24 protein-coding genes are annotated in these 23,078 nt (G+C 66.4%); 16 read left to right on the top strand and 8 right to left on the bottom strand.

The window, feature by feature from the left end; translation table 11 throughout:
- Positions 1-112: 112 nt before the first annotated feature.
- Positions 113-1,567, bottom strand: coding sequence for a tRNA uracil 4-sulfurtransferase ThiI (gene thiI, locus ACIGKL_RS12335; RefSeq protein ID WP_397486932.1), 1,455 nt, complete (start codon positions 1,565-1,567; stop codon positions 113-115).
- A gap of 329 nt (positions 1,568-1,896) precedes the next feature.
- Here thiI and glnA point away from each other — a divergent pair, with 329 nt between their 5' ends.
- From glnA to ntrC, 5 genes are all read left to right on the top strand, one after another.
- Positions 1,897-3,303 (top strand): glutamate--ammonia ligase, encoded by a 1,407-nt coding sequence (glnA, locus tag ACIGKL_RS12340; RefSeq protein WP_397486933.1) that lies wholly within the window; start codon positions 1,897-1,899, stop codon positions 3,301-3,303.
- Between the two features lie 304 nt (positions 3,304-3,607).
- The gene (locus tag ACIGKL_RS12345; protein WP_397486934.1) at positions 3,608-4,174 is read left to right on the top strand and encodes a DUF4124 domain-containing protein; all 567 of its coding nucleotides are present in this window, start codon (positions 3,608-3,610) and stop codon (positions 4,172-4,174) included.
- A 3-nt stretch (positions 4,175-4,177) separates the two neighbouring features.
- Positions 4,178-4,804: a DUF4124 domain-containing protein gene (locus ACIGKL_RS12350; RefSeq protein WP_397486935.1), complete on the top strand. Its 627-nt coding sequence runs from the start codon at positions 4,178-4,180 to the stop codon at positions 4,802-4,804.
- A gap of 188 nt (positions 4,805-4,992) precedes the next feature.
- Positions 4,993-6,081, top strand: a complete 1,089-nt coding sequence (glnL, locus tag ACIGKL_RS12355; protein ID WP_397486936.1) for a nitrogen regulation protein NR(II) — start codon at positions 4,993-4,995, stop codon at positions 6,079-6,081.
- Entirely contained in the window at positions 6,078-7,511 is a 1,434-nt protein-coding gene (gene ntrC, locus ACIGKL_RS12360; RefSeq protein ID WP_397486937.1) for a nitrogen regulation protein NR(I), read from the top strand. Before glnL ends, ntrC begins: the two co-directional genes overlap by 4 nt.
- Positions 7,512-7,684: 173 nt before the next feature.
- Here the strand turns inward: ntrC and ACIGKL_RS12365 are convergent, their stop codons facing one another.
- The 3 genes from ACIGKL_RS12365 to pilT all read right to left on the bottom strand — a co-directional run bounded on the left by ACIGKL_RS12365 (position 7,685) and on the right by pilT (position 10,497).
- The gene (locus ACIGKL_RS12365; RefSeq protein ID WP_122109627.1) at positions 7,685-8,083 is read right to left on the bottom strand and encodes a TM2 domain-containing protein; all 399 of its coding nucleotides are present in this window, start codon (positions 8,081-8,083) and stop codon (positions 7,685-7,687) included.
- A gap of 111 nt (positions 8,084-8,194) precedes the next feature.
- Entirely contained in the window at positions 8,195-9,340 is a 1,146-nt protein-coding gene (locus ACIGKL_RS12370) for a PilT/PilU family type 4a pilus ATPase (protein ID WP_397486938.1), read from the bottom strand.
- 122 nt (positions 9,341-9,462) lie between these two features.
- The gene (pilT, locus tag ACIGKL_RS12375; RefSeq protein ID WP_397486939.1) at positions 9,463-10,497 is read right to left on the bottom strand and encodes a type IV pilus twitching motility protein PilT; all 1,035 of its coding nucleotides are present in this window, start codon (positions 10,495-10,497) and stop codon (positions 9,463-9,465) included.
- Between the two features lie 74 nt (positions 10,498-10,571).
- Here pilT and ACIGKL_RS12380 point away from each other — a divergent pair, with 74 nt between their 5' ends.
- The 11 genes from ACIGKL_RS12380 (at position 10,572) to ACIGKL_RS12430 (ending at position 19,575) form a co-directional block, all read left to right on the top strand.
- Positions 10,572-11,267, top strand: coding sequence for a YggS family pyridoxal phosphate-dependent enzyme (locus ACIGKL_RS12380; protein WP_397486940.1), 696 nt, complete (start codon positions 10,572-10,574; stop codon positions 11,265-11,267).
- Positions 11,268-11,286: 19 nt separating this feature from the next.
- Positions 11,287-12,105, top strand: coding sequence for a pyrroline-5-carboxylate reductase (gene proC / locus ACIGKL_RS12385; protein ID WP_397486941.1), 819 nt, complete (start codon positions 11,287-11,289; stop codon positions 12,103-12,105).
- 9 nt (positions 12,106-12,114) lie between these two features.
- A complete protein-coding gene (locus tag ACIGKL_RS12390; protein WP_397486942.1) occupies positions 12,115-12,708 on the top strand; it encodes a YggT family protein in 594 nt (197 codons plus the stop codon).
- A 1-nt stretch (position 12,709) separates the two neighbouring features.
- Entirely contained in the window at positions 12,710-13,009 is a 300-nt protein-coding gene (locus ACIGKL_RS12395) for a DUF167 domain-containing protein (RefSeq protein ID WP_397486943.1), read from the top strand.
- A gap of 205 nt (positions 13,010-13,214) precedes the next feature.
- Positions 13,215-15,194 carry a dynamin family protein gene (locus ACIGKL_RS12400; RefSeq protein WP_397486944.1) on the top strand — a complete coding sequence of 660 codons (1,980 nt, stop codon included), beginning with the start codon at positions 13,215-13,217 and terminating at the stop codon, positions 15,192-15,194.
- 96 nt (positions 15,195-15,290) lie between these two features.
- The gene (locus tag ACIGKL_RS12405) at positions 15,291-16,430 is read left to right on the top strand and encodes a homoserine O-acetyltransferase (protein WP_397486945.1); all 1,140 of its coding nucleotides are present in this window, start codon (positions 15,291-15,293) and stop codon (positions 16,428-16,430) included.
- Between the two features lie 2 nt (positions 16,431-16,432).
- Positions 16,433-17,029 carry a methionine biosynthesis protein MetW gene (gene metW, locus ACIGKL_RS12410; protein WP_397487464.1) on the top strand — a complete coding sequence of 199 codons (597 nt, stop codon included), beginning with the start codon at positions 16,433-16,435 and terminating at the stop codon, positions 17,027-17,029.
- Between the two features lie 27 nt (positions 17,030-17,056).
- Complete coding sequence (locus tag ACIGKL_RS12415; protein WP_397486946.1) at positions 17,057-17,473, top strand: DUF4426 domain-containing protein; 417 nt, start codon at positions 17,057-17,059, stop codon at positions 17,471-17,473.
- Positions 17,470-18,066, top strand: coding sequence for an RdgB/HAM1 family non-canonical purine NTP pyrophosphatase (gene rdgB, locus ACIGKL_RS12420; protein WP_397486947.1), 597 nt, complete (start codon positions 17,470-17,472; stop codon positions 18,064-18,066). Before ACIGKL_RS12415 ends, rdgB begins: the two co-directional genes overlap by 4 nt.
- On the top strand, positions 18,063-19,235 hold the full coding sequence (gene hemW, locus ACIGKL_RS12425) for a radical SAM family heme chaperone HemW (RefSeq protein ID WP_397486948.1): 1,173 nt from the start codon (positions 18,063-18,065) through the stop codon (positions 19,233-19,235). The genes rdgB and hemW overlap by 4 nt, the downstream gene beginning before the upstream one ends.
- Before the next feature lie 16 nt (positions 19,236-19,251).
- Entirely contained in the window at positions 19,252-19,575 is a 324-nt protein-coding gene (locus tag ACIGKL_RS12430) for a DUF3392 domain-containing protein (protein WP_021442006.1), read from the top strand.
- A 148-nt stretch (positions 19,576-19,723) separates the two neighbouring features.
- Here ACIGKL_RS12430 and ACIGKL_RS12435 read toward each other — a convergent pair whose 3' ends face one another.
- The 4 genes from ACIGKL_RS12435 to thiS form a co-directional block, all read right to left on the bottom strand.
- Complete coding sequence (locus ACIGKL_RS12435) at positions 19,724-21,067, bottom strand: DUF1329 domain-containing protein (protein WP_397486949.1); 1,344 nt, start codon at positions 21,065-21,067, stop codon at positions 19,724-19,726.
- A 174-nt stretch (positions 21,068-21,241) separates the two neighbouring features.
- Positions 21,242-21,958, bottom strand: a complete 717-nt coding sequence (trmB, locus tag ACIGKL_RS12440; RefSeq protein WP_397486950.1) for a tRNA (guanosine(46)-N7)-methyltransferase TrmB — start codon at positions 21,956-21,958, stop codon at positions 21,242-21,244.
- Between the two features lie 87 nt (positions 21,959-22,045).
- Positions 22,046-22,840, bottom strand: coding sequence for a thiazole synthase (locus ACIGKL_RS12445; protein WP_122109636.1), 795 nt, complete (start codon positions 22,838-22,840; stop codon positions 22,046-22,048).
- A gap of 20 nt (positions 22,841-22,860) precedes the next feature.
- A complete protein-coding gene (gene thiS, locus ACIGKL_RS12450; protein WP_397486951.1) occupies positions 22,861-23,061 on the bottom strand; it encodes a sulfur carrier protein ThiS in 201 nt (66 codons plus the stop codon).
- Between the last annotated feature and the right edge of the window lie 17 nt (positions 23,062-23,078).

A 23,078-nucleotide genomic window follows, 5' to 3' on the forward strand; every position in this document is an offset into this window, starting at 1 on the left:
CAGGATTGAAGGTACAGACAGGTCGTTAAGGAAATCTGGCGGACGCGCGCCTCAGCGGCGCGATCGGTCGGGAGGCCGATGGCGGATGCTGCCGCCATTCAGCCCGGGCGTTTTATGCCGGACGATAAACGCGCACATTGGCATGCCCCTCGCTCAGCAGGTGGTGGGCATGCAGGCGGCTCATCACGCCCTTGTCGCAATACAGCAGGTACTGGCGGTTCTCATCCAGTTCCTTGAACTTGTTGTTCAGCGCATAGAACGGCAGCGCCTGCACCTCGATGCCGGGCAGCTCGAGGGGCGCGTCTTCGGCGGCATCGGGGTGGCGGATGTCGATGACGATCTGCCCGGCCAGCGCCTCGCGCACCTCCTCGACCTGCACGTCCTTGCCCAGCTCGTCGATCACCCGGTCGATGGGCAGCAGGGTGGCGCGCTCCAGGGCACGCTCGAGCACGGCCATGTCGAACTGCGCTTCTTCGCGCTCGATGCGATAACCGCGGGCCTTGGTGGTCGGGTTGACCGAAATCACCCCGCAATACTCGGGCATGTGCTTGGCGAACTCGGCGGTGCCGATGCGCGTGGCGGTGTCGATGATGTCCTGCTTGTGGCTGGCCACCAGCGGGCGCATCACCAGCATGTCGGTGGCCGCGTCGATCACCGCCAGGTTGGTCAGGGTCTGGCTGGAAACCTGGCTGATCGCCTCGCCGGTGACCAGCGCCTCGATCTCCAGGCGCTCGGCCATGCGGGTGGCGGCGCGCAGCATCATGCGCTTGAGGATCACGCCCATCTGGCTGTTGTCGACCTTGCCGAGGATCTCGCCGACCACTTCCTCGAACGGCACGCTGATAAACAGCACGCGCTGCGAACGGCCGAACTTCTGCCACAGGTAGTGGGCCACTTCCATCACGCCCAGCTCGTGGGCGCGACCGCCGAGGTTGAAGAAGCAGAAGTGGCTGACCAGGCCGCGGCGCATCATCTGGTAGGCCGCCACGGTGGAGTCGAAGCCGCCGCTCATCAGCACCAGGGTCTGCTCCAGCGAGCCCAGCGGGTAGCCGCCGAGGCCTTCGTGGCGGTGATGGACGACGAACAGGCGCTGGTCGCGGATCTCCATGCGCACTTCGACCTGCGGCTTCTTCAGGTCGATGCCGGCCGCATTGCACTCCTGGCGCAGGCGCGAGCCGACATGGCGCTCGACGTCGATGGAGCTGAAGGCGTGCTTGCCGCCGCGTTTGCAGCGCACGGCGAAGATCTTGCCCGGCAGCTGGTCGGCGTAGTGGCGCTTGCAGTGCTCGGTGATGTCGTCCAGATCGCCCAGCGGGTACTCGTTGACCTCGAGGAACAGGCCGATGCCGGGCGTATTGCGCAGGCGCTCGGTCATCTCGGCGAGCAGGCGCGGATCGTCCAGGTCGGTCTCGACCTCGAGGTTGTCCCAGACACCGGTCACCCGCAGTTCGGGGTCAAGATCACGCAGCACGGTGCGGATGTTCTTCCCCAACTGGCGGATGAACTGCTTGCGCACCGGGCGGCTCTTGATGGTGATTTCCGGGAAAACTTTGACGATCAGCTTCATGAATTGGGCGCCTGCAGGGGCGACGGAAAAACAGGGGCGCGGATTATAGCGGAAATTGCTCAAGCTTTGACCAAAAATACTGCGCACCTCGCAGAGCGCACCAAAATAGAACATTGCGATATTTGACAGCCCCTAAATGGTGCAAATATTCCTGCACATGTCCCATGCAGGCCGCGCAGCGCCTGAGTTTTCGGGCTTCCGTCCATTCCGGGGCACTGGCATGCAATTTGCTCCCTTGTGAGGCAGGTTGCCCTGGAGGACTATCCCGCCGGGCTTCACCGCACATATCGGGGCTCCACGAAGCGAGCCTTTTCCATCTGGAGGACAACATGTCTAAGGCTGTTCAACTGATCAAAGAACACGACGTGAAGTGGGTAGACCTGCGCTTCACCGATACCAAAGGCAAGCAGCACCACGTGACCATGCCGGCTCGCGATGCCCTGGACGACGATTTCTTCGAACACGGCAAGATGTTCGACGGCTCCTCCATTCATGGCTGGAAAGGCATCGAAGCCTCCGACATGATCCTGATGCCGGTCGACGACACCGCCGTGCTCGACCCCTTCACCGAAGAGCCGACCCTGATCCTGGTCTGCGACATCATCGAGCCGAGCACCATGCAAGGCTACGACCGCGACCCGCGCTCGATCGCCAAGCGCGCCGAGGAATTCCTCAAGACCACCGGCATCGGCGACACCGTGTTCGTCGGCCCGGAGCCCGAGTTCTTCATCTTCGACGAAGTGAAGTTCAAGTCCGACATCTCCGGCTCGATGTTCAAGATCTACTCCGAGCAAGGCTCCTGGATGACCGACGGCGACGTCGAAGGCGGCAACAAGGGCCACCGTCCGGCCGTCAAGGGCGGTTACTTCCCGGTTCCGCCGTGCGACCACGACCACGAAATCCGTACTGCCATGTGCAACGCCATGGAAGAAATGGGCCTGGTCGTCGAAGTGCACCACCACGAAGTGGCCACTGCCGGCCAGAACGAAATCGGCGTGAAGTTCAACACCCTGGTGGCCAAGGCTGACGAAGTTCAGACCCTGAAGTACTGCGTACACAACGTCGCCGACGCCTACGGCAAGACCGCCACCTTCATGCCGAAGCCGCTGTACGGCGACAACGGCTCGGGCATGCACGTGCACATGTCGATCTCCAAAGACGGCAAGAACACCTTCGCTGGCGAAGGCTATGCCGGCCTGTCCGAGACTGCTCTGTACTTCATCGGCGGCATCATCAAGCACGGTAAGGCCCTGAACGGCTTCACCAACCCGTCGACCAACTCCTACAAGCGCCTGGTTCCGGGTTTCGAAGCTCCGGTGATGCTGGCCTACTCGGCCCGCAACCGTTCCGCCTCGATCCGCATCCCGTACGTTGCCAGCCCGAAAGCCCGCCGTATCGAAGCGCGCTTCCCGGACCCGGCTGCCAACCCGTACCTGGCCTTCGCCGCGCTGCTGATGGCCGGCCTGGACGGCATCCAGAACAAGATCCACCCGGGCGATGCAGCCGACAAGAACCTGTACGACCTGCCGCCGGAAGAAGGCAAGCTGATCCCGCAGGTGTGCGGCAGCCTGAAAGAAGCCCTGGAAGAGCTGGACAAGGGCCGCGCGTTCCTGACCAAGGGCGGCGTGTTCTCCGACGACTTCATCGATGCCTACATCGAGCTGAAGAGCGAAGAAGAAATCAAGGTGCGCACCTTCGTGCACCCGCTGGAATACGACCTGTACTACAGCGTCTAAGCCAGCCTCGCGCCGCCCTGTGCGGCGCACTCGAAAGCCCCGCCCGGCGCTGCCTGGCGGGGCTTTTTTGTGTTGCGTATGCCGGCGCCCCTGGCCCGCCGTGCGCACCATCGAGCCCCACGGCGCTTTATTCGGTGCGCACGGCGCGCCCTACGGATTGCTGCCCGCCTCGCGCGCTGCCGGTGCGACGGAGCGTGCCGCAACGCCGCTTTCATCTTCTGCATCACAACGCCACCGCGCGGCACTTGCCAGGGCGCCTTGCCGGTGCAAGGCTTAGCCGCATCACCCAGGGAGGAAATGGCCCATGCGCCCGTTGCTCGCTTGCCTGCTGCTCGGCCTGGCCCTGCCGGTCGCCGCGCAGATCTACAAGTACACCGATGCCAACGGCAACACGGTGTTCACCAACCAGCCGCCGGACGGCACCGCCGCCGAGAGCGTCAGCCTGCCGCCGACCAACACGGTGGAAATGCAGGCGCCCAGCGTGCCGGCCGCCAGCAGCGAAGCGACCGCGCAGGCCGAGGCACCCTACTCGGTGCTGAGCCTGACCGACATCCCCGACGACGAAGCCATGCGCGCCAACAACGGCACCTTCAGCGTCGGCGTCGACATCCAGCCGCGCCTGGCCGCCGGCCACCGCCTGCGCCTGCTGCTCGATGGCCAGCCGCACGGCCAGGCGAGCAACGTGCCGCGCCTGCAGCTGGTCAACGTCGACCGCGGCGAGCACAGCCTGGCGGTCGAGGTGCTCAGCGGCGAGCGGGCGATCCAGCAGAGCGCCAGCGTCACCTTCACCGTGCAGCGGGTCAACACCAGCAGCCCGGCGCTGCGTCCGCCACCCCCACCGCCCAAACCCACTCCGAAACCGGCGAACTGACCCATGCGTGCACTGCTTCTCTGCCTGCTGCTGATCGCCCAGGGCGCCCTGGCGCAGGTCTACACCTACGTCGACGCCGAAGGTAACCGGGTGTTCACCGACAAGCCGCGCAGCAGCAGCGCGCAGCCGGTGATCCTCGCCCCCTCCAACAGCGTGCAGCTCAGCCAGCCGGGCGGCGCGGCGGCGCCCGCGGCCCCCGCCGCGGTGAGCAAGATGGCCATCCACTACCAGCTGCTGCGCATCCTGGTGCCCGAACCGGACGCCTCGGTGCACAACGCCTCGGGCGACCTGATCGTCACCGCCACCAGCGAACCCGGCCTGCTGCCCGGGCACAGCTACCGCCTGCTGCTCGACGGCCAGGTGCAGGGCGAGCCGAGCCGCAGCCCGGTGTTTCCGCTGCAGCACGTCGACCGCGGCACCCACCTGCTGGCCGTGGAGATCATCGACGCCGCCGGCCTGACCGTGGAGCGCACCCCGGCCCAGCCCTTCCACATGCACCGCATGTCGCTGGCGCAGAAGCGCAAGGTCAACCCCTGCCAGAAGGACGACTACGGCGTGCGCCCCGAGTGCCCGCTGAAGGACAAGCCGAAAGAAGACAAGGGACTGATCAGCATCCTGCCCTTCCTCTGAACGCCACCGCACCCTTATGGTGCAATGGCGCGCACCACCTCCTAAGCTGTCCCTGTTTTGGGTCGTAATTGCCCGCCTCGCCGTGCCGCAACCCCGCGAAAACCCGCCAAGGCGCAGAGAACATGCGTCTTTTCGGGGCTTTGGTTTGCTTCTTGCATTTTCCTGCCCATTGCCGGAACGCGCTGCCTATGACCATCAACGACGCTCTGCACCGCCTGCTACTCGACAACCTGACTACCGCCACCCTGCTGCTCGACAGCCAGCTGCGCCTCGAGTACATGAACCCGGCGGCGGAAATGCTCCTGGCCGTCAGCGGCCAGCGCAGCCATGGCCAGTTCATCAGCGAGCTGTTCACCGAATCGCCCGAGGCGCTGTCGTCGCTGCGCCAGGCGGTGGAACAGGCGCATCCGTTCAACAAGCGCGAGGCGGTGCTGACCTCGGTCACCGGCCAGACCCTGACCGTCGACTACGCCGTCACCCCGCTGTTCAACCGTGGCCAGACCCTGCTGCTGCTGGAGGTGCACCCACGCGACCGCCTGCTGCGCATCACCAAGGAAGAGGCGCAGCTGTCCAAGCAGGAGACCACCAAGCTGCTGGTGCGCGGCCTGGCCCACGAGATCAAGAACCCGCTCGGCGGCATCCGCGGCGCGGCGCAGTTGCTGGCGCGCGAGCTGCCGGAAGAACACCTGAAGGACTACACCAACGTCATCATCGAGGAAGCCGACCGGCTGAGAAACCTGGTCGACCGTATGCTCGGCTCGAACAAGCTGCCGTCGCTGGCGATGACCAACATCCACGAGGTGCTGGAGCGGGTCGCCAACCTGATCGAGGCGGAGAGCCAGGGCGGCATCACTTTGGTGCGCGACTACGACCCGAGCATCCCCGACCTGCTGATCGACCGCGAGCAGCTGATCCAGGCGGTGCTCAACATAGTGCGCAACGCCATGCAGGCCATCGCCGGGCAGAAGCACGACATGGGCCTGGGCCGCATCAGCCTGCGCACCCGCACCCTGCGCCAGTTCACCATCGGCCACACCCGCCACCGCCTGGTGGTCAAGGTCCAGATCATCGACAACGGCCCGGGCATCCCCGCCGAGCTGCAGGAAACCATCTTCTACCCCATGGTCAGCGGGCGGGCCGACGGCACCGGCCTGGGCCTGGCCATCACCCAGAACATCATCAGTCAGCACCAGGGCCTGATCGAATGCGAGAGCCACCCCGGCCACACCGTGTTCTCGATCTTCCTGCCGCTGGAACAAGGAGCAACCTCGCCATGAGCCGCAGTGAAACCGTCTGGATTGTCGACGACGATCGTTCCATCCGCTGGGTGCTGGAAAAGGCGCTGCAGCAGGAAGGCATGACCACCCAGAGTTTCGACAGTGCCGACGGTGTCCTCGCCCGCCTGACCCGCCAGCAGCCGGACGTGATCATCTCCGACATCCGCATGCCCGGCGCCAGCGGCCTCGACCTGCTGGCACGGATCCGCGAGCTGTACCCGCGCCTGCCGGTGATCATCATGACCGCGCACTCGGACCTCGACAGCGCGGTGGCCAGCTACCAGGGCGGCGCCTTCGAGTACCTGCCCAAGCCGTTCGACGTCGACGAGGCGGTGTCGCTGGTCAAGCGCGCCTTCCAGCACGCCCAGGAGCAGCAGAGCCTGGCCGCCCCCGCCGCCCAGGCGCGCACCCCGGAGATCATCGGCGAGGCGCCGGCGATGCAGGAGGTGTTCCGCGCCATCGGCCGCCTGTCCCACTCCAATATCACCGTGCTGATCAACGGCGAATCCGGCACCGGCAAGGAGCTGGTGGCCCACGCCCTGCACCGCCACAGCCCGCGCGCGGCGTCGCCCTTTATCGCGCTGAATATGGCGGCCATCCCCAAGGACCTGATGGAATCGGAGCTGTTCGGCCACGAGAAGGGCGCCTTCACCGGCGCCGCCAACCAGCGCCGCGGCCGCTTCGAGCAGGCCGACGGCGGCACCCTGTTCCTCGACGAGATCGGCGACATGCCGGCCGACACCCAGACGCGCCTGCTGCGCGTGCTGGCCGACGGCGAGTTCTACCGGGTCGGCGGGCATACCCCGGTCAAGGTGGACGTGCGCATCATCGCCGCCACCCACCAGAACCTGGAAACCCTGGTGCAGGCCGGCAAGTTCCGCGAAGACCTGTTCCACCGCCTCAACGTCATTCGTATCCACATTCCGCGCCTGGCCGACCGCCGCGAGGACATCCCCACCCTGGCCCACCACTTCCTCGCACGCGCCGCGCAGGAGCTGGCGGTCGAGCCCAAGCTGCTCAAGGGCGAGACCGAGGACTACCTCAAGCACCTGCCCTGGCCGGGCAACGTGCGCCAGCTGGAGAACACCTGCCGCTGGATCACGGTGATGGCCTCGGGCCGCGAAGTGCACGTCGACGACCTGCCGCCGGAGCTGCTCAGCCAGCCGCAGGACGCCGCGCCGGTGACCAACTGGGAACAGGCCCTGCGCCTGTGGGCCGACCAGGCCCTGGCGCGCGGCCAATCCAACCTGCTCGACAGCGCCGTGCCGGCGTTCGAGCGGATCATGATCGAGACCGCGCTCAAGCACACCGCCGGCCGCCGCCGCGACGCCGCCCTGCTGCTGGGCTGGGGCCGCAACACCCTGACGCGCAAGATCAAGGAACTGGGCATGAAGGTCGACGGCGCCGACGAGGACGACAACGACGACTGAGGCAGACCGCTTGTGGGAGGCGCTTCAGCGGCGACAGTCGCGGCTACGACTGCATGGATGCAGGACCAGGATGCCAGAGCCGAAAGCCCCTCCCACAGGTCAAACGCCAAACGAAAAGGGCATCCCGCGGGATGCCCTTTTGCGTAGGGTGCGCCGCGCGCACCACTGATGACTCAACCGCGCTGGGCGTTCTTGATCGAGATCTGCGTATTCAGCGTCCAGAAGTCGTAGAGCACGCCGAGCAGGAACAGGCCGCCGGTCAGCAGATAGAGGATTCCGGTGAGCCACTTGCCCTGGTACATGCGGTGCACGCCGAAGATGCCGAGGAAGGTCAGCAGGATCCAGGCGACGTTGTAGTCGGTATCGCCGGCGGTAAAGCGCAGGTCGGCCTCGCGGTCCATCGAAGGGATCAGGAACAGGTCGATGATCCAGCCGATGAACAGCAGGCCGAGGGTGAAGAACCAGATGGTGCCGGTCACCGGCCTGCCGTAGTAGAAACGGTGCGAACCGAGGAAGCCGAAAATCCACAGCAGGTAGCCGATCAGCTTGCTGTGGGTGTCCTGTCGTTGCATGGCAATCTCCTTGTGCGATGAACTGTCTCAGACGCCCCGCCCGACACAAGGTTTCCTCGGGCGAAAGCAGCGCGGCCGGCATAGAGCCGGCCACGGGGTCAGCTACGGGGGCTAGCGGAAGCGCCGCCCCGGATCTTCCTCGCTGACTTCCAACGACAACCCCTGGGACATGCTGGTCAGGTGGTCGCCATCGGTCTCCGAGCCGAGCTTGATCATCAGGCGCAGGTCGTTGGCCGAGTCGGCGTAGAGCAGCGCGTCTTCGTAGGTAATCTCGCCCTGGATATAGAGGTTGTACAGTGCCTGGTCGAAGGTCTGCATGCCCTGCTCGGTGGAGCGCTTCATCAGGCCCTTGAGCTCGTGCACCTCGCCCTTGCGGATCAGGTCGGCGGCCAGCGGGGTGTTGATCAGCACCTCGATCACCGCGCGGCGACCTTTGCCATCCGGGGTTGGAATCAGTTGCTGAGCGACGATGGCCTTGAGGTTGAGCGACAGGTCCATCCACACCTGGTTCTGCCGGTCCGCCGGGAAGAAGTTGATGATGCGGTCCAGCGCCTGGTTGGCGTTGTTGGCGTGCAGGGTGGCCAGGCACAGGTGGCCGGTTTCGGCGAAGGCCACGGCGTGGTCCATGGTCTCGCGGGTGCGCACCTCGCCGATCAGGATCACGTCCGGCGCCTGGCGCAGGGTGTTCTTCAGCGCCACCTCGAAGGACTCGGTGTCGATGCCCACCTCGCGCTGGGTGACGATGCAGTTCTGGTGCTGGTGGATGTATTCGATCGGGTCTTCGATGGAGATGATGTGGCCGCTGCTGTTCTTGTTGCGGTAGCCGATCATCGCCGCCAGCGAGGTGGACTTGCCGGTACCGGTGGCGCCGACGAACAGCACCAGGCCGCGCTTGGTCAGCGCCAGCTTCTTGAGGATTTCCGGCAGCTTGAGGTCGTCGATGGTGGGGATGTTGGTCTCGATGCGGCGCAGCACCATGCCCACCAGGTTGCGCTGGTAGAAGGCACTGACGCGGAAGCGGCCGATGCCGCGGGCGCTGATGGCGAAGTTGCACTCGTGGTTCTCGGCAAAATCGCGGCGTTGCGCCTCGTTCATCACGCCGAGCACGGTCTCGCGGGTCTGCTCCGGCGACATGGCGTTCTTGGTCACCGGCATGATCTTGCCGTTGACCTTCATCGACGGCGGCACGCCGGCGGTGATGAACAGGTCGGAGCCGCCTTTTTCCACCATCAGGCGCAGCAGTTTTTCGAATTCCATCTTCGGTCTCGCCCATCAACGACACGCACCAGGACGCGGGAGGCTCCGTGCGAAGCCCGGCGACTGCTGGCGTGCTCCGCAGTCGCTACCGCGGGCGGCCGCTGGCCGCCCCATTTCTGTTGTTAGAGGCTTTCCGGGCTCTTGGCCTTCTCTCGCGCGCTGTCGCGACTGACCAGACCCTTGGCCACCAGGTTCTTCAGGCAGGCATCGAGGGTCTGCATGCCCAGCGAACCGCCGGTCTGGATCGCCGAGTACATCTGCGCCACCTTGTCCTCGCGGATCAGGTTACGGATCGCCGGGGTGCCGATCATGATCTCGTGGGCCGCCACCCGGCCGCCGCCGATCTTCTTCAGCAGGGTCTGCGAGATCACCGCCTGCAGCGATTCCGAGAGCATGGAGCGGACCATGGATTTCTCTTCGGCGGGGAACACGTCGACGACACGGTCGATGGTCTTCGCCGCGCTGGTGGTGTGCAGGGTGCCGAACACCAGGTGACCGGTTTCCGCGGCGGTCAGCGCCAGGCGGATGGTCTCCAGATCGCGCATCTCGCCGACCAGGATGATGTCCGGGTCTTCCCGCAGCGCCGAACGCAGGGCTTCGGAGAAGCCGTGGGTGTCGCGGTGCACCTCGCGCTGGTTGACCAGGCACTTCTTCGACTCGTGAACGAATTCGATGGGGTCTTCGATGGTGAGGATGTGGTGGTACTTGTTGCTGTTGAGGTAGTCGAGCATGGCCGCCAGGGTGGTCGACTTGCCCGAACCGGTAGGGCCGGTGACCAGCACTAGGCCGCGCGGCACGTCGGTGATCTTGCGGAACACCTCGCCCATGCCGAGGTCTTCCATGGTCAGCACCTTCGACGGAATGGTCCGGAACACCGCGCCGGCGCCGCGGTTCTGGTTGAAGGCGTTGACCCGGAAACGCGCCACGCCCGGCACCTCGAAGGAGAAGTCGGTCTCGAGGAACTCCTCGAAGTCCTTGCGCTGCTTGTCGTTCATGATGTCGTAGATCAGCGCGTGCACCTGCTTGTGGTCCAGCGGCGGCAGGTTGATCCGGCGCACATCGCCGTCGACGCGGATCATCGGCGGCAGACCGGCCGAGAGGTGCAAATCCGACGCGCCTTGCTTGGCGCTGAAGGCAAGCAGCTCGGTAATATCCATGGGACTCCCCAATTACAAGCAAGCAGGTAGAATGCCGCGAACCCTCGAACGGCCGGGCTTATAGAGCGCAGGTAATGTCCACGATAGCAGAGAATATTGCAAAGGTCGGAGCGCGCATCCGTGAGGCGGCGCAAGCCTCGCAGCGCAATCCGTCGGATATCGGCCTGCTCGCGGTGAGCAAGACCAAACCCGCCGCCGCCATCCGCGAAGCCCATGCCGCCGGCCTGCGCGACTTCGGCGAGAACTACCTGCAGGAGGCCCTGGACAAGCAGGCGGAGCTGGCCGACCTGCCCTTGATCTGGCACTTTATCGGCCCCATTCAGTCGAACAAGACCCGACCCATCGCCGAGCATTTCGCCTGGGTGCACTCCGTGGATCGCCTGAAGATCGCCCAACGCCTGTCCGACCAGCGCCCGGCGCAGCTGCCGCCGTTGAATATCTGCCTGCAGGTCAACGTCAGCGGCGAGCCCAGCAAGTCCGGCTGCAGCCCGGACGAGTTGCCGGCCCTGGCACAGGCGGTTACACAACTGGCCAACCTGCGCCTGCGCGGATTGATGACAATCCCCGAGCCGACCGACGACGTCGCCGCCCAACACCAAGCCTTCGCCCGTCTGCGCCAGTTGCGCGATGATCTGGCACTGAACCTCGACTGCCTGTCCATGGGCATGAGCCATGACCTAGAAGCCGCCATCGCCGAGGGCGCCACCTGGGTGCGCATCGGCACCGCGCTGTTCGGCGCCCGCGATTACGGCCAGTCCGCCGCCCACTGAATATAAAGGAAGCCACCCCATGAGCAACCCGATCATCGCCTTCGTCGGCGCCGGCAACATGGCCGCCAGCCTGATCGGCGGCCTGCGCGCCCAGGGCACCCCGGCCAACGCGATCCGCGCCAGCGAGCCGAACGCCGAGCAGCGCCAGCGCCTGCACGCCGAGCACGGCATCGCCCTGTTCGAAAGCAACGCCGAGGCCATCGCCGGCGCCGAGCTGATCGTCCTGGCGGTCAAGCCGCAGGTGATGAAGGCGGTGTGCCTGGACCTGGCGCCGCACCTGCAACCCGGTCAGCTGATCGTCTCCATCGCCGCCGGCATCGGCTGCGCCAGCCTGGAACGCTGGCTGGGCGAGCGCCCCGTGGTGCGCTGCATGCCCAACACCCCGGCGCTGCTGCGCCAGGGCGTCTCCGGGCTGTACGCCAACGCCCGGGTCAGCAGCGCACAAAAGGCCCAGGCCGAACAGCTGCTGAGCGCCGTGGGCCTGGCCCTGTGGCTGGACGACGAGGCGCAGCTCGACGCGGTGACCGCCGTGTCCGGCAGCGGCCCGGCCTATTTCTTCCTGCTGATCGAGGCCATGACCGCCGCCGGCGAGCGGCTCGGCCTGCCGCGTGAGACCGCCGCGCGCCTGAGCATCCACACCGCGCTGGGCGCCGCGCGCATGGCCAGCGAGAGCGAGGTCGACGCCGCCGAGCTGCGCCGCCGGGTCACCTCGCCGAACGGCACCACCGAGGCGGCGATCAAGACGTTCCAGGCCGGCGGCTTCGAAGCGCTGGTGCAACAGGCGCTGAATGCCGCCGCCAACCGTTCGGCCGAACTGGCCGAGCAACTGGGTCAATAAGGAGTTTGCATGTCCGGATTCATCGAAGCCCTCATCTACATCATCCAGACCCTCGGCAGCCTGTACCTGCTGATCGTGCTGCTGCGCTTCATCCTGCAACTGGTGCGCGCCGATTTCTACAACCCGCTCAGCCAGTTCATCGTCAAGGCCACCCAGCCGCTGCTGACCCCGCTGCGCCGGGTGATCCCGGGGATCGCCGGGCTGGATCTGGCCTCGCTGGTGCTGGCCATCCTGGTGCAGCTGCTGCTGATGCTGGTGACGCTGACGCTGATGGGCTACAACGTCGGCGGCTTCCTCCTGCAACTGCTGGTGTGGTCGGTGATCGGCGTCACCTCGCTGTTCCTCAAGGTGTTCTTCTTCGCCCTGATCGTCAGCGTGATCCTCTCCTGGGTCGCCCCGGGCAGCTACAACCCCGGCGCGCAACTGGTCAACCAGATCTGCGAGCCAGTGCTGGCACCGTTCCGCAAGCTGCTGCCGAACCTCGGCGGCCTGGACATCTCGCCGATCTTCGCCTTTATCGCGATCAACCTGGTGGACCGCTTCGTCATCGGCAACCTGGCCGCCATGACCGGTCTGCCGCCGATGCTCAGCCCCTTCCTGTGAGATGAGCTGGTTCCGCTGGGACGGCGAGGACCTGATCCTCGACTGCCACCTGCAGCCCAAGGCGAGCAGCGATGCGTTCGCCGGGCTGCACGGCGAACGCCTGAAGATCCGCCTCACCGCGCCGCCGGTCGAGGGCCAGGCCAACGCCCAGCTGCAGGCCTTCCTGGCCAAGGCCTTCGGCGTGGCCAAGAGCCAGGTGAGCCTGGAGAGCGGCGAGCTGAACCGACAGAAACGTCTGCGCATCCGTGCCCCGCGCTGTCTGCCGGCGCTGCCGGGACTGGCGCGGCCCGCCAGCGCATGACCGTCCGGCGCTCCCAGCGACCGCTCGGCGGTCGCCACCGGCCGTAAGGCGGGACTGGGCAGACGGGCGATTGACGACCGCCGCGGCCACCGCATAATGCGGGGTATTCAGGCGAACGCCGTGCGTTCTGGCGGCCAACCGACGCGAACCGTCGTCCGCGCCCCAACCAGCAGCCGCCGCACGCCTTGCCCAGAGGAGAGCCAGGATGAGCATGGAACGTCTCAGCCAGCAGGTCGATGCCTACGTCGCCTGGAAGCGCGAGTTGATGCGCGAGATCACCCGCTACCGCAGCTGGCTGGAGCACAATCGGCTCAACTCCGAGGCGGTGCAGGCCAAGCTCGAACGCGCGCTCAAGCTGCTGCGCACCGACCACATCACCCTGGCCTTCGTCGGCGAGTTCTCCCGCGGCAAGACCGAACTGATCAACAGCCTGTTCTTCTCCGAATACGGCCAGCGCATGCTGCCCTCGCATGCCGGGCGCACCACCATGTGCCCCACCGAGCTGTTCTTCGACCCGCGCTCGGAACGCTCCTACATCCGCCTGCTGCCGATCGAGACGCGCACCGCCTCGGCCAGCGTCGCCCAGTTCAAGCGCATCCCGCGGCACTGGGTGAACATTCCCCTGGATACCAGCGACCCGGCCAACATGGCCCTGGCCTTCAGCCAGGTGGCCAAGACCAAGCCGATGCCGGTGGAACAGGCGATCCAGCTCGGCTTCCACCCGGACATGCTCGAAGGCACCGGCAAACGCGGCCAGGTGCTGGTGCCGGCCTGGCGCCACGCCATGGTCAACTTCGACCACCCGCTGCTGCGCCAGGGCCTGCGTATCCTCGACACCCCGGGCCTCAACGCCCTCGGCAGCGAGCCGGAACTGACCCTGTCGATGCTGCCCAGCGCCCAGGCGATCATCTTCCTGCTGGCCGCCGACACCGGCGTCACCGCCAGCGACATGAGCATCTGGCAGCAACACATTCGCCAGCTCGACGAAGACACCCAGACCTGCCTGTTCGCCGTGCTGAACAAGATCGACGTGCTGTGGGACGACCTGGCCGGCGAGGCCTTCGTGCAGAACGCCATCGGCCAGATCCAGGCCACCACCGCTCGCCAGCTGGGTATCGCCAAGGACGAGGTGCTACCACTGTCGGCCAAGCAGGCGCTGCTGGCCAAGGTGCGCAAGGACGAGGAACTGCTGGCGCGCAGCCAGATGGCCAACCTCGAGACCCTGCTCTGCGAACGCATCGTCGCGCAGAAGGAACGTCTGATCGAAGACCGCGTGGTGCGCCAGGTGCTGGCCCTGCTCAACAACAGCCAGCACGTGCTGGGCCTGCGCCTGGAGAAGGTCGGCGAACAGCTCGCCCTGCTCGGCAGCCACCAGCAGGACAACGGCCAGCTACTGTTCGAGCTGACCGCCAAGACCAAGGAAGACCACAGCCAGCACCACAAGCGCCTGCTCGGGCTGAAGACCAACCAACGCCTGGTTCAGCGCCAGGGCGAGCTGCTGCGCCACGCCGCGCGCGCCGAGCGCCTGGAAGAGCACCTGGACCAGGTGCGCAGCAACCTCACCGGCAGCTGGACCACCCTGGGCATCAACCAGGCCATCCTGCACTTCTTCCGCGCCGTGGAGCACGACCTGCACGGCCTGGAACAGGAAGCCGAGATGGCCAACAAGATGGTCGCCGCCATTTACCGCCGGCACAACGAGGACAACCCGCTGCACGGCGTCGACGCCCCGCAGTTCCAGGCCCAGCGCTACCTGCGCGAGCTGAAGAAGCTGCAGGCCAAGGGCGATCAGTTCCGCCTGCACCTCAAGACCCTGCTGACCGAGCAGCGCAGCCTGACCCGGCGCTTCTTCGCCACCCTCGCCCAGGAGGTGATCGGCCTGCACCAGCGCCTGCGCCAGGACGCCGAACAGTGGGCCGGCGACGCCCTGATGCCGCTGATGCAACACACCCTGGAACACAAGCAGATGCTGGAAACCCATATGCTGCGGCTCAAGTCCCTGGCCCAGGAAACCCAGCAGACGCGCAGGCGCAGCCAGCAACTGGCGCACTACCAGCAGGAGCTGCAACAACAACTGGCGCAGGCCGCCGACATGCTGCGCATCCTTCGTCGCCCGGCGCCGGTGCAGCGCCAGGGCAAGGTGGTCAGCCTGCCGTCGGCGGTGCGTGCGCAGGGCGGCGAATAGCCGCGAACGCTGGCCAGACCGGGCGCCAGCTCGCTTGCCGCTGCCGGCGGTGCTCTTTAGACTGGCGCCCTCCTCCGATTCGATAGCAGCGCCTTCATGCCCACTGCCTTTCCCGAAGATTCCGTCGGCCTGGTCAGCCCACAGGTGCAGCGCTTCAGCGAGCCGCTGGCGCTGGCCTGCGGGCGCAGCCTGGCCGAGTACGAACTGGTCGTCGAAACCTACGGCGAGCTGAATGCCGCCCGCAGCAACGCGGTGCTGATCTGCCACGCCCTGTCCGGCCACCACCACGCCGCCGGCTACCACAGCCCGGACGATCGCAAACCCGGCTGGTGGGACAGCTGCATCGGCCCCGGCAAGCCGATCGACACGCGCAAGTTCTTCGTCGTCAGCCTCAACAACCTCGGCGGCTGCAACGGCTCGACCGGCCCGAGCAGCGCCAACCCGGCCACCGGCAAGCCCTACGGCGCCGACTTCCCGGTGATGACCGTGGAAGACTGGGTGCACAGCCAGGCGCGCCTGGCCGACCGCCTGGGCATTGCGCAGTGGGCCGCGGTGATCGGCGGCAGCCTCGGCGGCATGCAGGCGCTGCAATGGACCATCAGCTACCCCGAGCGCGTGCGCCATTGCCTGGCGATTGCCTCGGCGCCCAAGCTGTCGGCGCAGAACATCGCCTTCAACGAAGTCGCGCGCCAGGCCATCCTCACCGATCCGGAGTTCCACGGCGGGCATTTCCAGGAGCGTGGGGTGATCCCCAAGCGCGGCCTGATGCTGGCGCGTATGGTCGGCCATATCACCTACCTGTCCGACGACGCCATGGGCGAGAAATTCGGCCGCGGCCTGAAGAGCGAGAAGCTCAACTACGACTTCCACAGCGTCGAGTTCCAGGTCGAAAGCTACCTGCGCTATCAGGGCGAAGAGTTTTCCGGGCGCTTCGACGCCAACACCTACCTGCTGATGACCAAGGCGCTGGACTACTTCGACCCGGCCGCCGCCCATGACGGCGACCTGGCCAAGACCCTGGCCGCGGCTCAGGCGGACTTCTGCGTGATGTCCTTCACCACCGACTGGCGCTTCTCCCCGGCCCGCTCGCGGGAGATAGTCGACGCCCTGACGGCGGCGAAGAAGAACGTCTGCTACCTGGAGATCGACGCGCCACAGGGCCACGACGCCTTCCTCATGCCGATCCCGCGCTACCTGCAGGCGTTCGGCAGCTACATGAAGCGGATCGAGGTATGAGCATGCGAGCGGATCTGGACATCATCCAGGAATGGATAGCCCCGGGCAGCCGCGTGCTCGACCTGGGCTGCGGCGATGGCGAGCTGCTGGCCTGGCTGCGCGAGCACAAACGGGTGGCCGGCTACGGCCTGGAGATCGACGCGGAGAAGATCGCCACCTGTATCGAGCGCGGAGTCAACGTGATCGAGCAGAACCTCGACCAGGGCCTGGGCAACTTCGCCAGCGACAGCTTCGACGTGGTGGTCATGACCCAGTCGCTGCAGGCGCTGCACTACCCGGACAAGGTGCTGGCGGAGATGCTACGCGTCGGCAAGACCTGCATCATCACCTTCCCCAACTTCGGCCACTGGCGCTGCCGCTGGTACCTGACGAGCAAGGGTCGCATGCCGGTGTCGGATTTTCTGCCCTACACCTGGTACAACACGCCGAACATCCACTTCTGCACCTTCGAGGACTTCGAGCGCCTGTGCCACGCCCAGGGCGCGCGGGTCGAGGAGCGCCTGGCGGTGGATCGCGATCATCGCCACGGTTGGGCCAGCCGAGTCTGGCCTAATCTATTGGGTGAGATCGGCATCTATCGCATCAGCGGTGCGAACTGAGCCATCGCCTGCCCGAGGAGAACCATCATGCGTCGCATCATCCCCTTCCTGATCGCCCTGTGCCTGGCCCTGCCGGCCGTCGCCGAACGCAAGCAGAGCTTCGGCGATCTCGACGTGCACTACAGCGTGTTCAACTCCAGCTTCCTGCAGCCGGACATCGCCGCGGCCGCCGGCCTGACCCGCAGCAAGACCCAGGGCGTGGTCAACGTCGCCGTGCTCAAGGCCGGCAAGGCCAGCACCGCGCAGGTGGGCGGCCAGGTGAAGAACCTGCTCGGCCAGGTCACGCCGCTGAGCTTCAAGCAGGTCACGGAAAGCGGCGCCATCTACTACCTGGCGCAGTTCCCCTTCTCCAGCCGCGAGGTGCTGAGCTTCACCCTCGACGTGCAGCAGGGCGGCAACCCGCACAGTTTCAGCTTTAACCAGGAAATGTTCCCCGACGAATGACAGCCTTCAACGAACTGGTGCTGGCCAGCCACAACGCCGGCAAACTCAAGGAACTGCAGGCCATGCTCGGCGATGCCGTGCGCCTGCGCTCGATCGGCGAATTCTCCAGCGTCGAGCCGGAGGAAACCGGCCTGTCGTTCGTCGAGAACGCCATCCTCAAGGCGCGCAACGCCGCACGCCTCTCCGGCCTGCCGGCGCTGGCCGACGATTCCGGTCTGGCGGTGGATCATCTCGGCGGCGCCCCCGGCATCTACTCGGCGCGCTACGCGGACGGCCAGGGCGATGCGGCGAACAACGCCAAGCTGCTCGATGCCCTGAAAGATGTGCCGGACGCCCAGCGCGGCGCCCAGTTCGTCTGCGCCCTGGCCCTGGTGCGGCACGCCGACGACCCGCTGCCGATTCTCTGCGAGGGCCTGTGGCACGGCCGCATCCTGCACCAGGCGCGCGGCGAACAGGGCTTCGGCTACGACCCGCTGTTCTGGGTGGAAGACTGCCAGCGCTCGGCCGCCGAACTGCCGGCGGCGGAAAAGAACCGCCTGAGCCACCGCGCCCGCGCCATGGCCCTGCTCAAGCAGCGGCTGGGGCTGGCGTGAGCCAGCACTCCCCCGCCGCCGGGGAGCGGAGTTTCGCGCTGCCGCCGCTGGCGCTCTATATCCATATCCCCTGGTGCGTGAAAAAGTGCCCCTACTGCGACTTCAACTCCCACGCGGCCGGGCCGACGCTGCCGGAAGCTGAGTACGTCGACGCCCTGCTGGCCGACCTCGACGCCGACCTGGGTCACGTCCACGGCCGGCCGCTGAGCTCGATCTTCTTCGGCGGCGGCACCCCCAGCCTGTTCTCCGACCGCGCCCTCGGCCGCCTGCTGGAAGGCGTCGAGCGCCGCGTGGCGTTCGCCGGCGACATCGAGATCACCCTGGAGGCCAACCCCGGCACCTTCGAGCAGGCCAAGTTCAAGGGCTACCGGGCGCTGGGCATCAATCGCCTGTCGATCGGCGTGCAGAGTTTCCAGGAGGCCAAGCTCAAGGCGCTGGGGCGCATCCACGACGGCAGCGAGGCGATCCGCGCCGCCGATATGGCGCGCGCCGCCGGCTTCGACAACTTCAACCTCGACCTGATGCACGGCCTGCCCGAGCAAAGCCTCGAGGACGCGCTGTTCGACCTGCGCACCGCCATCGCCCAGGCGCCGACGCACCTGTCCTGGTACCAGCTGACCATGGAGCCGAACACGCTGTTCTGGAGCCAGCCGCCGACGCTGCCCGAGGACGATCTGCTGTGGGACATCCAGGAGGCCGGCCAGGCGCTGCTGGCGGCCGAGGGCTACGCCCAGTACGAGGTGTCCGCCTACGCCCAGGCGGGCAAGCAGGCGCGGCACAACCTCAACTACTGGACCTTCGGCGACTTTCTCGGCATCGGCGCCGGCGCCCACGCCAAGCTCAGCGACCCGCACGGGCGCATCCTGCGCAGCTGGAAGACCCGCCTGCCCAAGGACTACCTGGACGCGGCCAAGGCCTTCCAGGCCGGCGAGCGCGTGCTCGGCGCCGACGAGCTGCCCTTCGAATTTCTCATGAACGTGCTGCGCCTCAGCGACGGCGTGCCGGCGAGCCTGTTCACCGAGCGCACCGGTCTGCCCCTGGCCAGCCTGGACGCCGCCCGCACCGAGGCGCAGGCGCGCAAGCTGCTGCGCAGCGAGCCCGAGCGGCTGTGCGCCACCGCCGAGGGCCAGCTGTTTCTCAACGATCTGCTGCAACACTTCCTGCCCTGATGGCTAAGGACCCCGGATGGATCTCGTACTGGACCTGATCGTCACCCTCTCGCGCTGGAGCCGCAGCCACCTCGGCGACATCTCCCTGGCCATCATGGCCACCCTGCTGGTGCTGTTTGGCCCGGCCATCAACGCCTGGGTCCAGCGCACCATCGGCAACCTCAACTTCGTCCTGCGCACCCTGCTGTTCGTGGTGTTCTGCGCGGTCGGCTACGGCCTGGCGATCGTCTTCCTCACCCCCTGGCTGGCCAAGGGCCTGGCGCATTTCAACAACTTCACCCTGGCGCCGGTGCTGATCCTGATCTTCGTGGTGATCGGCATATTGGCCGACCGCAACTAAGAAGTGCGCACCACACATCCAGTCGCCGGCGGTGCGCGCAGCGCACCCTACGCGCGGCGCCAACCAGCCCCAACGGCATAAAAAACGCCGCGACCCGGTCAAGGCGTCGCGGCGCTTCGCTCGAACATGCGGCCTGCGGCCGCGTGCCTCAGTTGCCTTCGCGGCGCAGCGCCTGCGGGGTGAAGTCGCGCGGGCTCAGCTTGGCGTCGAAGTCGTACATCTTCTCGTTGTTGTCCAGACCGTCGACGAAGTAGCGGCTGCCCTTGAAGTCGTAGATGGTCTCCAGGGTCGAGCCGAACATTGGCACGTCGTAGTAGCTGATCGGGTGGGCTTCCTGTAGGCCGATCAGTTCGCCGTGCTTGTCGTACAGGTCGACGGCGAGGATCTGCCAGCTGTCCTCGTCCAGGTAGAAGCGGCGCTTGCCGTAGGGATGGCTGAAACCGGTACGCAGATCCGCTTCGACCACCCAGACGCGGTGCAGCTCGTAGCGCAGCAGCTCGGGATTGACGTGCTTGGCCTGGAGGATATCGCCGTAGGCGATGCCCTTCTGGTGCACGGCGTAGCTGTTGTAGGGCACCAGCATCTCGCGCTTGCCCAGCAACTGCCACTCGTAGCGATCCGGCGCGCCGTTGTAGGCGTCGACCTGGTCGGCGGTGGCCATGCCGTTGGTGTCCGGCTGCAGGGTGTCGTAGGCCAGCATCGGCAGGCGCCGCACGCGACGCTCGCCGCGGTTGAAGCGCCAGGCCTTGCGGATGGCGAGCACCTGGTCGAGGGTCTCCTGCACCACCAGGGCCGAACCGGCCAGCTTGGCCGGCGCCACCACCTTGTACTTGTAGTAGAACAGGGTGTTGTCCAGGTCCTGCGGCGCCACGCCGTCGCGGCCGTAGAGGAAATAAATGTCGCGCTCGAGCTTGAGCAGGTTGTAGCTGCCGTTGCTGAGCACCGCGGCCTGGTTGGTGGCCATGCTGATCTGGTCGCCACGGTAGCGCATGATGTGGTTCCAGATCGCTTCCTGGCCATTCTGCGGCAGCGGGAAGGGCACACCGGAGGCGGCGCCCTGCACGCCGTTGCCGCCGGAGATCAGCTCAGCGTTGAGCGCGTTGAAGCGGGTGGCGTCGTAGATGCGCTGCGGCGCCGCGGCGCTGCGCCGGGTGGGGAACACCCGCAGATGGTAGCCGGGGTTCTGCTGCAGCAGGGCCTTGAGCCCCAGCGGCAGCTGTTGTTCATGCTGCGCCAGGTTGCCGGCGTCGACCCGGTACTGCACGGCGTCGGCGGCATAGGGGTCGGGGTGGTGCATGCCCGGCTGGTAATTGGCCGGCGGCGTGGCCAGACCGCCGTTCCAGGCGGGAATCGTGCCGGCGGCATTGCCGCCGCGTTCGCCGCCCAGCGGCGTCAGCTCCTGGCCCAGGCGCGCGGCCTGGCTGGCATCGACCTTGGCCTGGGCCTGCAGGGCCAGGGCGCTCAGCAGCAGAATGGAAACCGATCTCAACACAATGCTCTCCTCACGGCGCCGTGGCAGCGGCGTCGCTGTTATCCGCGCGGCCCGCGGCCGCGCTTATCGTTTTGTTGTGTCTGCGGTGAGGTGCCGTCCTGGCCGCCGGGTTATCCCGATCTGCTTAGGCGTCCTGCCATTTTTTGGCGAAGCGGTGGGGATGTGCAGCGACGATCACTCCTGGCGCTGGAACTTCAGGTCCCATACGCCATGACCGAGGCGTTCGCCGCGGCGCTCGAACTTGGTTACCGGACGCTCCTCGGGGCGCGGCACGTAGCTGCCGTCGGCGGCCAGGTTGCGGTAGCCCGGCGCGGCGCTCATCACCTCGAGCATATGCTCGGCGTAGTTCTGCCAGTCGGTGGCCATGTGCAGCACGCCGCCGATCTTCAGCTTGCTGCGCACCAGCTCGGCAAAGGCCGGCTGAACGATGCGCCGCTTGTGGTGCCGGGCCTTGTGCCAGGGATCGGGGAAGAACAGCAGCACGCGGTCCAGGCTGGCATCGGCCACGCACTGGCGCAGCACCTCCAGCGCATCGCAGCTGTACACCCGGACGTTGCTCAGGTTCTGCGCCATCGCCCCGCTCAGCAGGGCGCCGACGCCGGGCTTGTGCACCTCGACGCCGATGAAGTCCTGCTCCGGCGCCGCCGCGGCCATCTCCAGGGTGGAATGGCCCATGCCGAAGCCGATCTCGAAGGTGCGCGGCGCGCGGCGCCCGAACACCTGGTCGAAATCGCGCAGGCCGTCTTCCAGCGCCAGGCCGAACAGCGGCCAGCCCTTGTCCAGGCCGCGCTGCTGACCCTCGGTCATGCGCCCGGCGCGCATCACGAAGCTCTTGATGGTGCGGAGCCGGCGACCGTCTTCGGTTGTTTCGGGCTGTTGCGTGTCAGTCATGTGGAGCTCTTGTAGAGTGCTTTACGATTTTGCGAGCTAGAGCCTGTTTTTAACGCAGCAGGGCAGACGCGCAGCAAATCGTCATCGTTATTTGATCAGGCCATCCAGCGGAGAAGAAGCGCTGGCATAGAGTTTCTTCGGCATGCGCCCGGCCAGATAGGCCAGGCGCCCGGCTTCCACCGCGTACTTCATGGCCTGGGCCATGAGCACGGGGTTGTCGGCATGGGCGATGGCGCTGTTCATCAGCACCGCCTCGCAGCCCAGCTCCATGGCGATGGTGGCGTCGGAGGCGGTGCCCACGCCGGCATCGACCAGCACCGGCACCTTGGCCTCTTCGAGGATGATGCGCAGGTTGTAGGGGTTGCAGATGCCCAGGCCGGAGCCGATCAGGCCGGCCAGCGGCATCACCGCGACGCAGCCCATGTCCGCCAGCTGACGGGCGATGATCGGGTCGTCGCTGGTGTAGACCATCACGTCGAAGCCGTCCTTGACCAGTATCTCGGCGGCCTTGAGAGTCTCGATGACATTGGGGAACAGGGTCTTCTGGTCGGCCAGCACTTCCAGCTTGACCAGCTTGTGGCCGTCGAGCAGCTCGCGCGCCAGGCGGCAGGTGCGCACGGCGTCGGCGGCGTCATAGCAGCCGGCGGTGTTGGGCAGGATGGTGTACTGGTCGGGGCTGATCACGTCGAGCAGATTCGGCTCGCCCGGATTCTGGCCGATATTGGTGCGGCGCACCGCCACGGTGACGATCTCAGCGCCGGAGGCGGCAATGGCGTCGCGGGTCTCGTCCATATCCTTGTACTTGCCGGTGCCGACCAGCAGACGCGACTGGTAGGTGCGGCCGGCCAGGGTGAAGGGCTTGTCGCTGCGAACTTGGCTCATGGAGAAACTCCTCAAGGGGATCAACCGCCGCCGATGGCGTGCACCACTTCCACCTGGTCGCCCTCGGCGAGCCGGGTGCTGTCGTGCTGGCTGCGTGGAACTATGTCCAGATTGAGCTCGACCGCCACGCGGCGCCCGGCCAGATCGAGACGGGCCAGCAGGTCCGCGACGCTCTGGTTGTCGGGCAGCTCGAAGGGTTCACCATTCAACTGAATGTGCATGACGGCTCGGTCACAAC

Origin of the sequence: Pseudomonas sp. NPDC077186 (genome assembly GCF_044543505.1) — a bacterium.
In the GTDB taxonomy this organism is placed as follows: Bacteria; Pseudomonadota; Gammaproteobacteria; order Pseudomonadales; family Pseudomonadaceae; genus Aquipseudomonas.

Coding starts and splice junctions, on each gene's coding strand:
- ACIGKL_RS12430 (WP_021442006.1), top strand. CDS start 19,252: ATGGATCTCGTACTGGACCTGATCGTCACCCTCTCGCGCTGGAGCCGC.
- ACIGKL_RS12400 (WP_397486944.1), top strand. CDS start 13,215: ATGAGCATGGAACGTCTCAGCCAGCAGGTCGATGCCTACGTCGCCTGG.
- ACIGKL_RS12445 (WP_122109636.1), bottom strand. CDS start 22,840: ATGAGCCAAGTTCGCAGCGACAAGCCCTTCACCCTGGCCGGCCGCACC.
- ACIGKL_RS12345 (WP_397486934.1), top strand. CDS start 3,608: ATGCGCCCGTTGCTCGCTTGCCTGCTGCTCGGCCTGGCCCTGCCGGTC.
- ntrC (WP_397486937.1), top strand. CDS start 6,078: ATGAGCCGCAGTGAAACCGTCTGGATTGTCGACGACGATCGTTCCATC.
- metW (WP_397487464.1), top strand. CDS start 16,433: ATGCGAGCGGATCTGGACATCATCCAGGAATGGATAGCCCCGGGCAGC.
- pilT (WP_397486939.1), bottom strand. CDS start 10,497: ATGGATATTACCGAGCTGCTTGCCTTCAGCGCCAAGCAAGGCGCGTCG.
- glnL (WP_397486936.1), top strand. CDS start 4,993: ATGACCATCAACGACGCTCTGCACCGCCTGCTACTCGACAACCTGACT.
- trmB (WP_397486950.1), bottom strand. CDS start 21,958: ATGACTGACACGCAACAGCCCGAAACAACCGAAGACGGTCGCCGGCTC.
- thiS (WP_397486951.1), bottom strand. CDS start 23,061: ATGCACATTCAGTTGAATGGTGAACCCTTCGAGCTGCCCGACAACCAG.
- ACIGKL_RS12395 (WP_397486943.1), top strand. CDS start 12,710: ATGAGCTGGTTCCGCTGGGACGGCGAGGACCTGATCCTCGACTGCCAC.
- ACIGKL_RS12365 (WP_122109627.1), bottom strand. CDS start 8,083: ATGCAACGACAGGACACCCACAGCAAGCTGATCGGCTACCTGCTGTGG.
- ACIGKL_RS12415 (WP_397486946.1), top strand. CDS start 17,057: ATGCGTCGCATCATCCCCTTCCTGATCGCCCTGTGCCTGGCCCTGCCG.
- proC (WP_397486941.1), top strand. CDS start 11,287: ATGAGCAACCCGATCATCGCCTTCGTCGGCGCCGGCAACATGGCCGCC.
- glnA (WP_397486933.1), top strand. CDS start 1,897: ATGTCTAAGGCTGTTCAACTGATCAAAGAACACGACGTGAAGTGGGTA.
- thiI (WP_397486932.1), bottom strand. CDS start 1,567: ATGAAGCTGATCGTCAAAGTTTTCCCGGAAATCACCATCAAGAGCCGC.
- ACIGKL_RS12370 (WP_397486938.1), bottom strand. CDS start 9,340: ATGGAATTCGAAAAACTGCTGCGCCTGATGGTGGAAAAAGGCGGCTCC.
- ACIGKL_RS12380 (WP_397486940.1), top strand. CDS start 10,572: ATGTCCACGATAGCAGAGAATATTGCAAAGGTCGGAGCGCGCATCCGT.
- ACIGKL_RS12350 (WP_397486935.1), top strand. CDS start 4,178: ATGCGTGCACTGCTTCTCTGCCTGCTGCTGATCGCCCAGGGCGCCCTG.
- ACIGKL_RS12390 (WP_397486942.1), top strand. CDS start 12,115: ATGTCCGGATTCATCGAAGCCCTCATCTACATCATCCAGACCCTCGGC.
- ACIGKL_RS12405 (WP_397486945.1), top strand. CDS start 15,291: ATGCCCACTGCCTTTCCCGAAGATTCCGTCGGCCTGGTCAGCCCACAG.
- rdgB (WP_397486947.1), top strand. CDS start 17,470: ATGACAGCCTTCAACGAACTGGTGCTGGCCAGCCACAACGCCGGCAAA.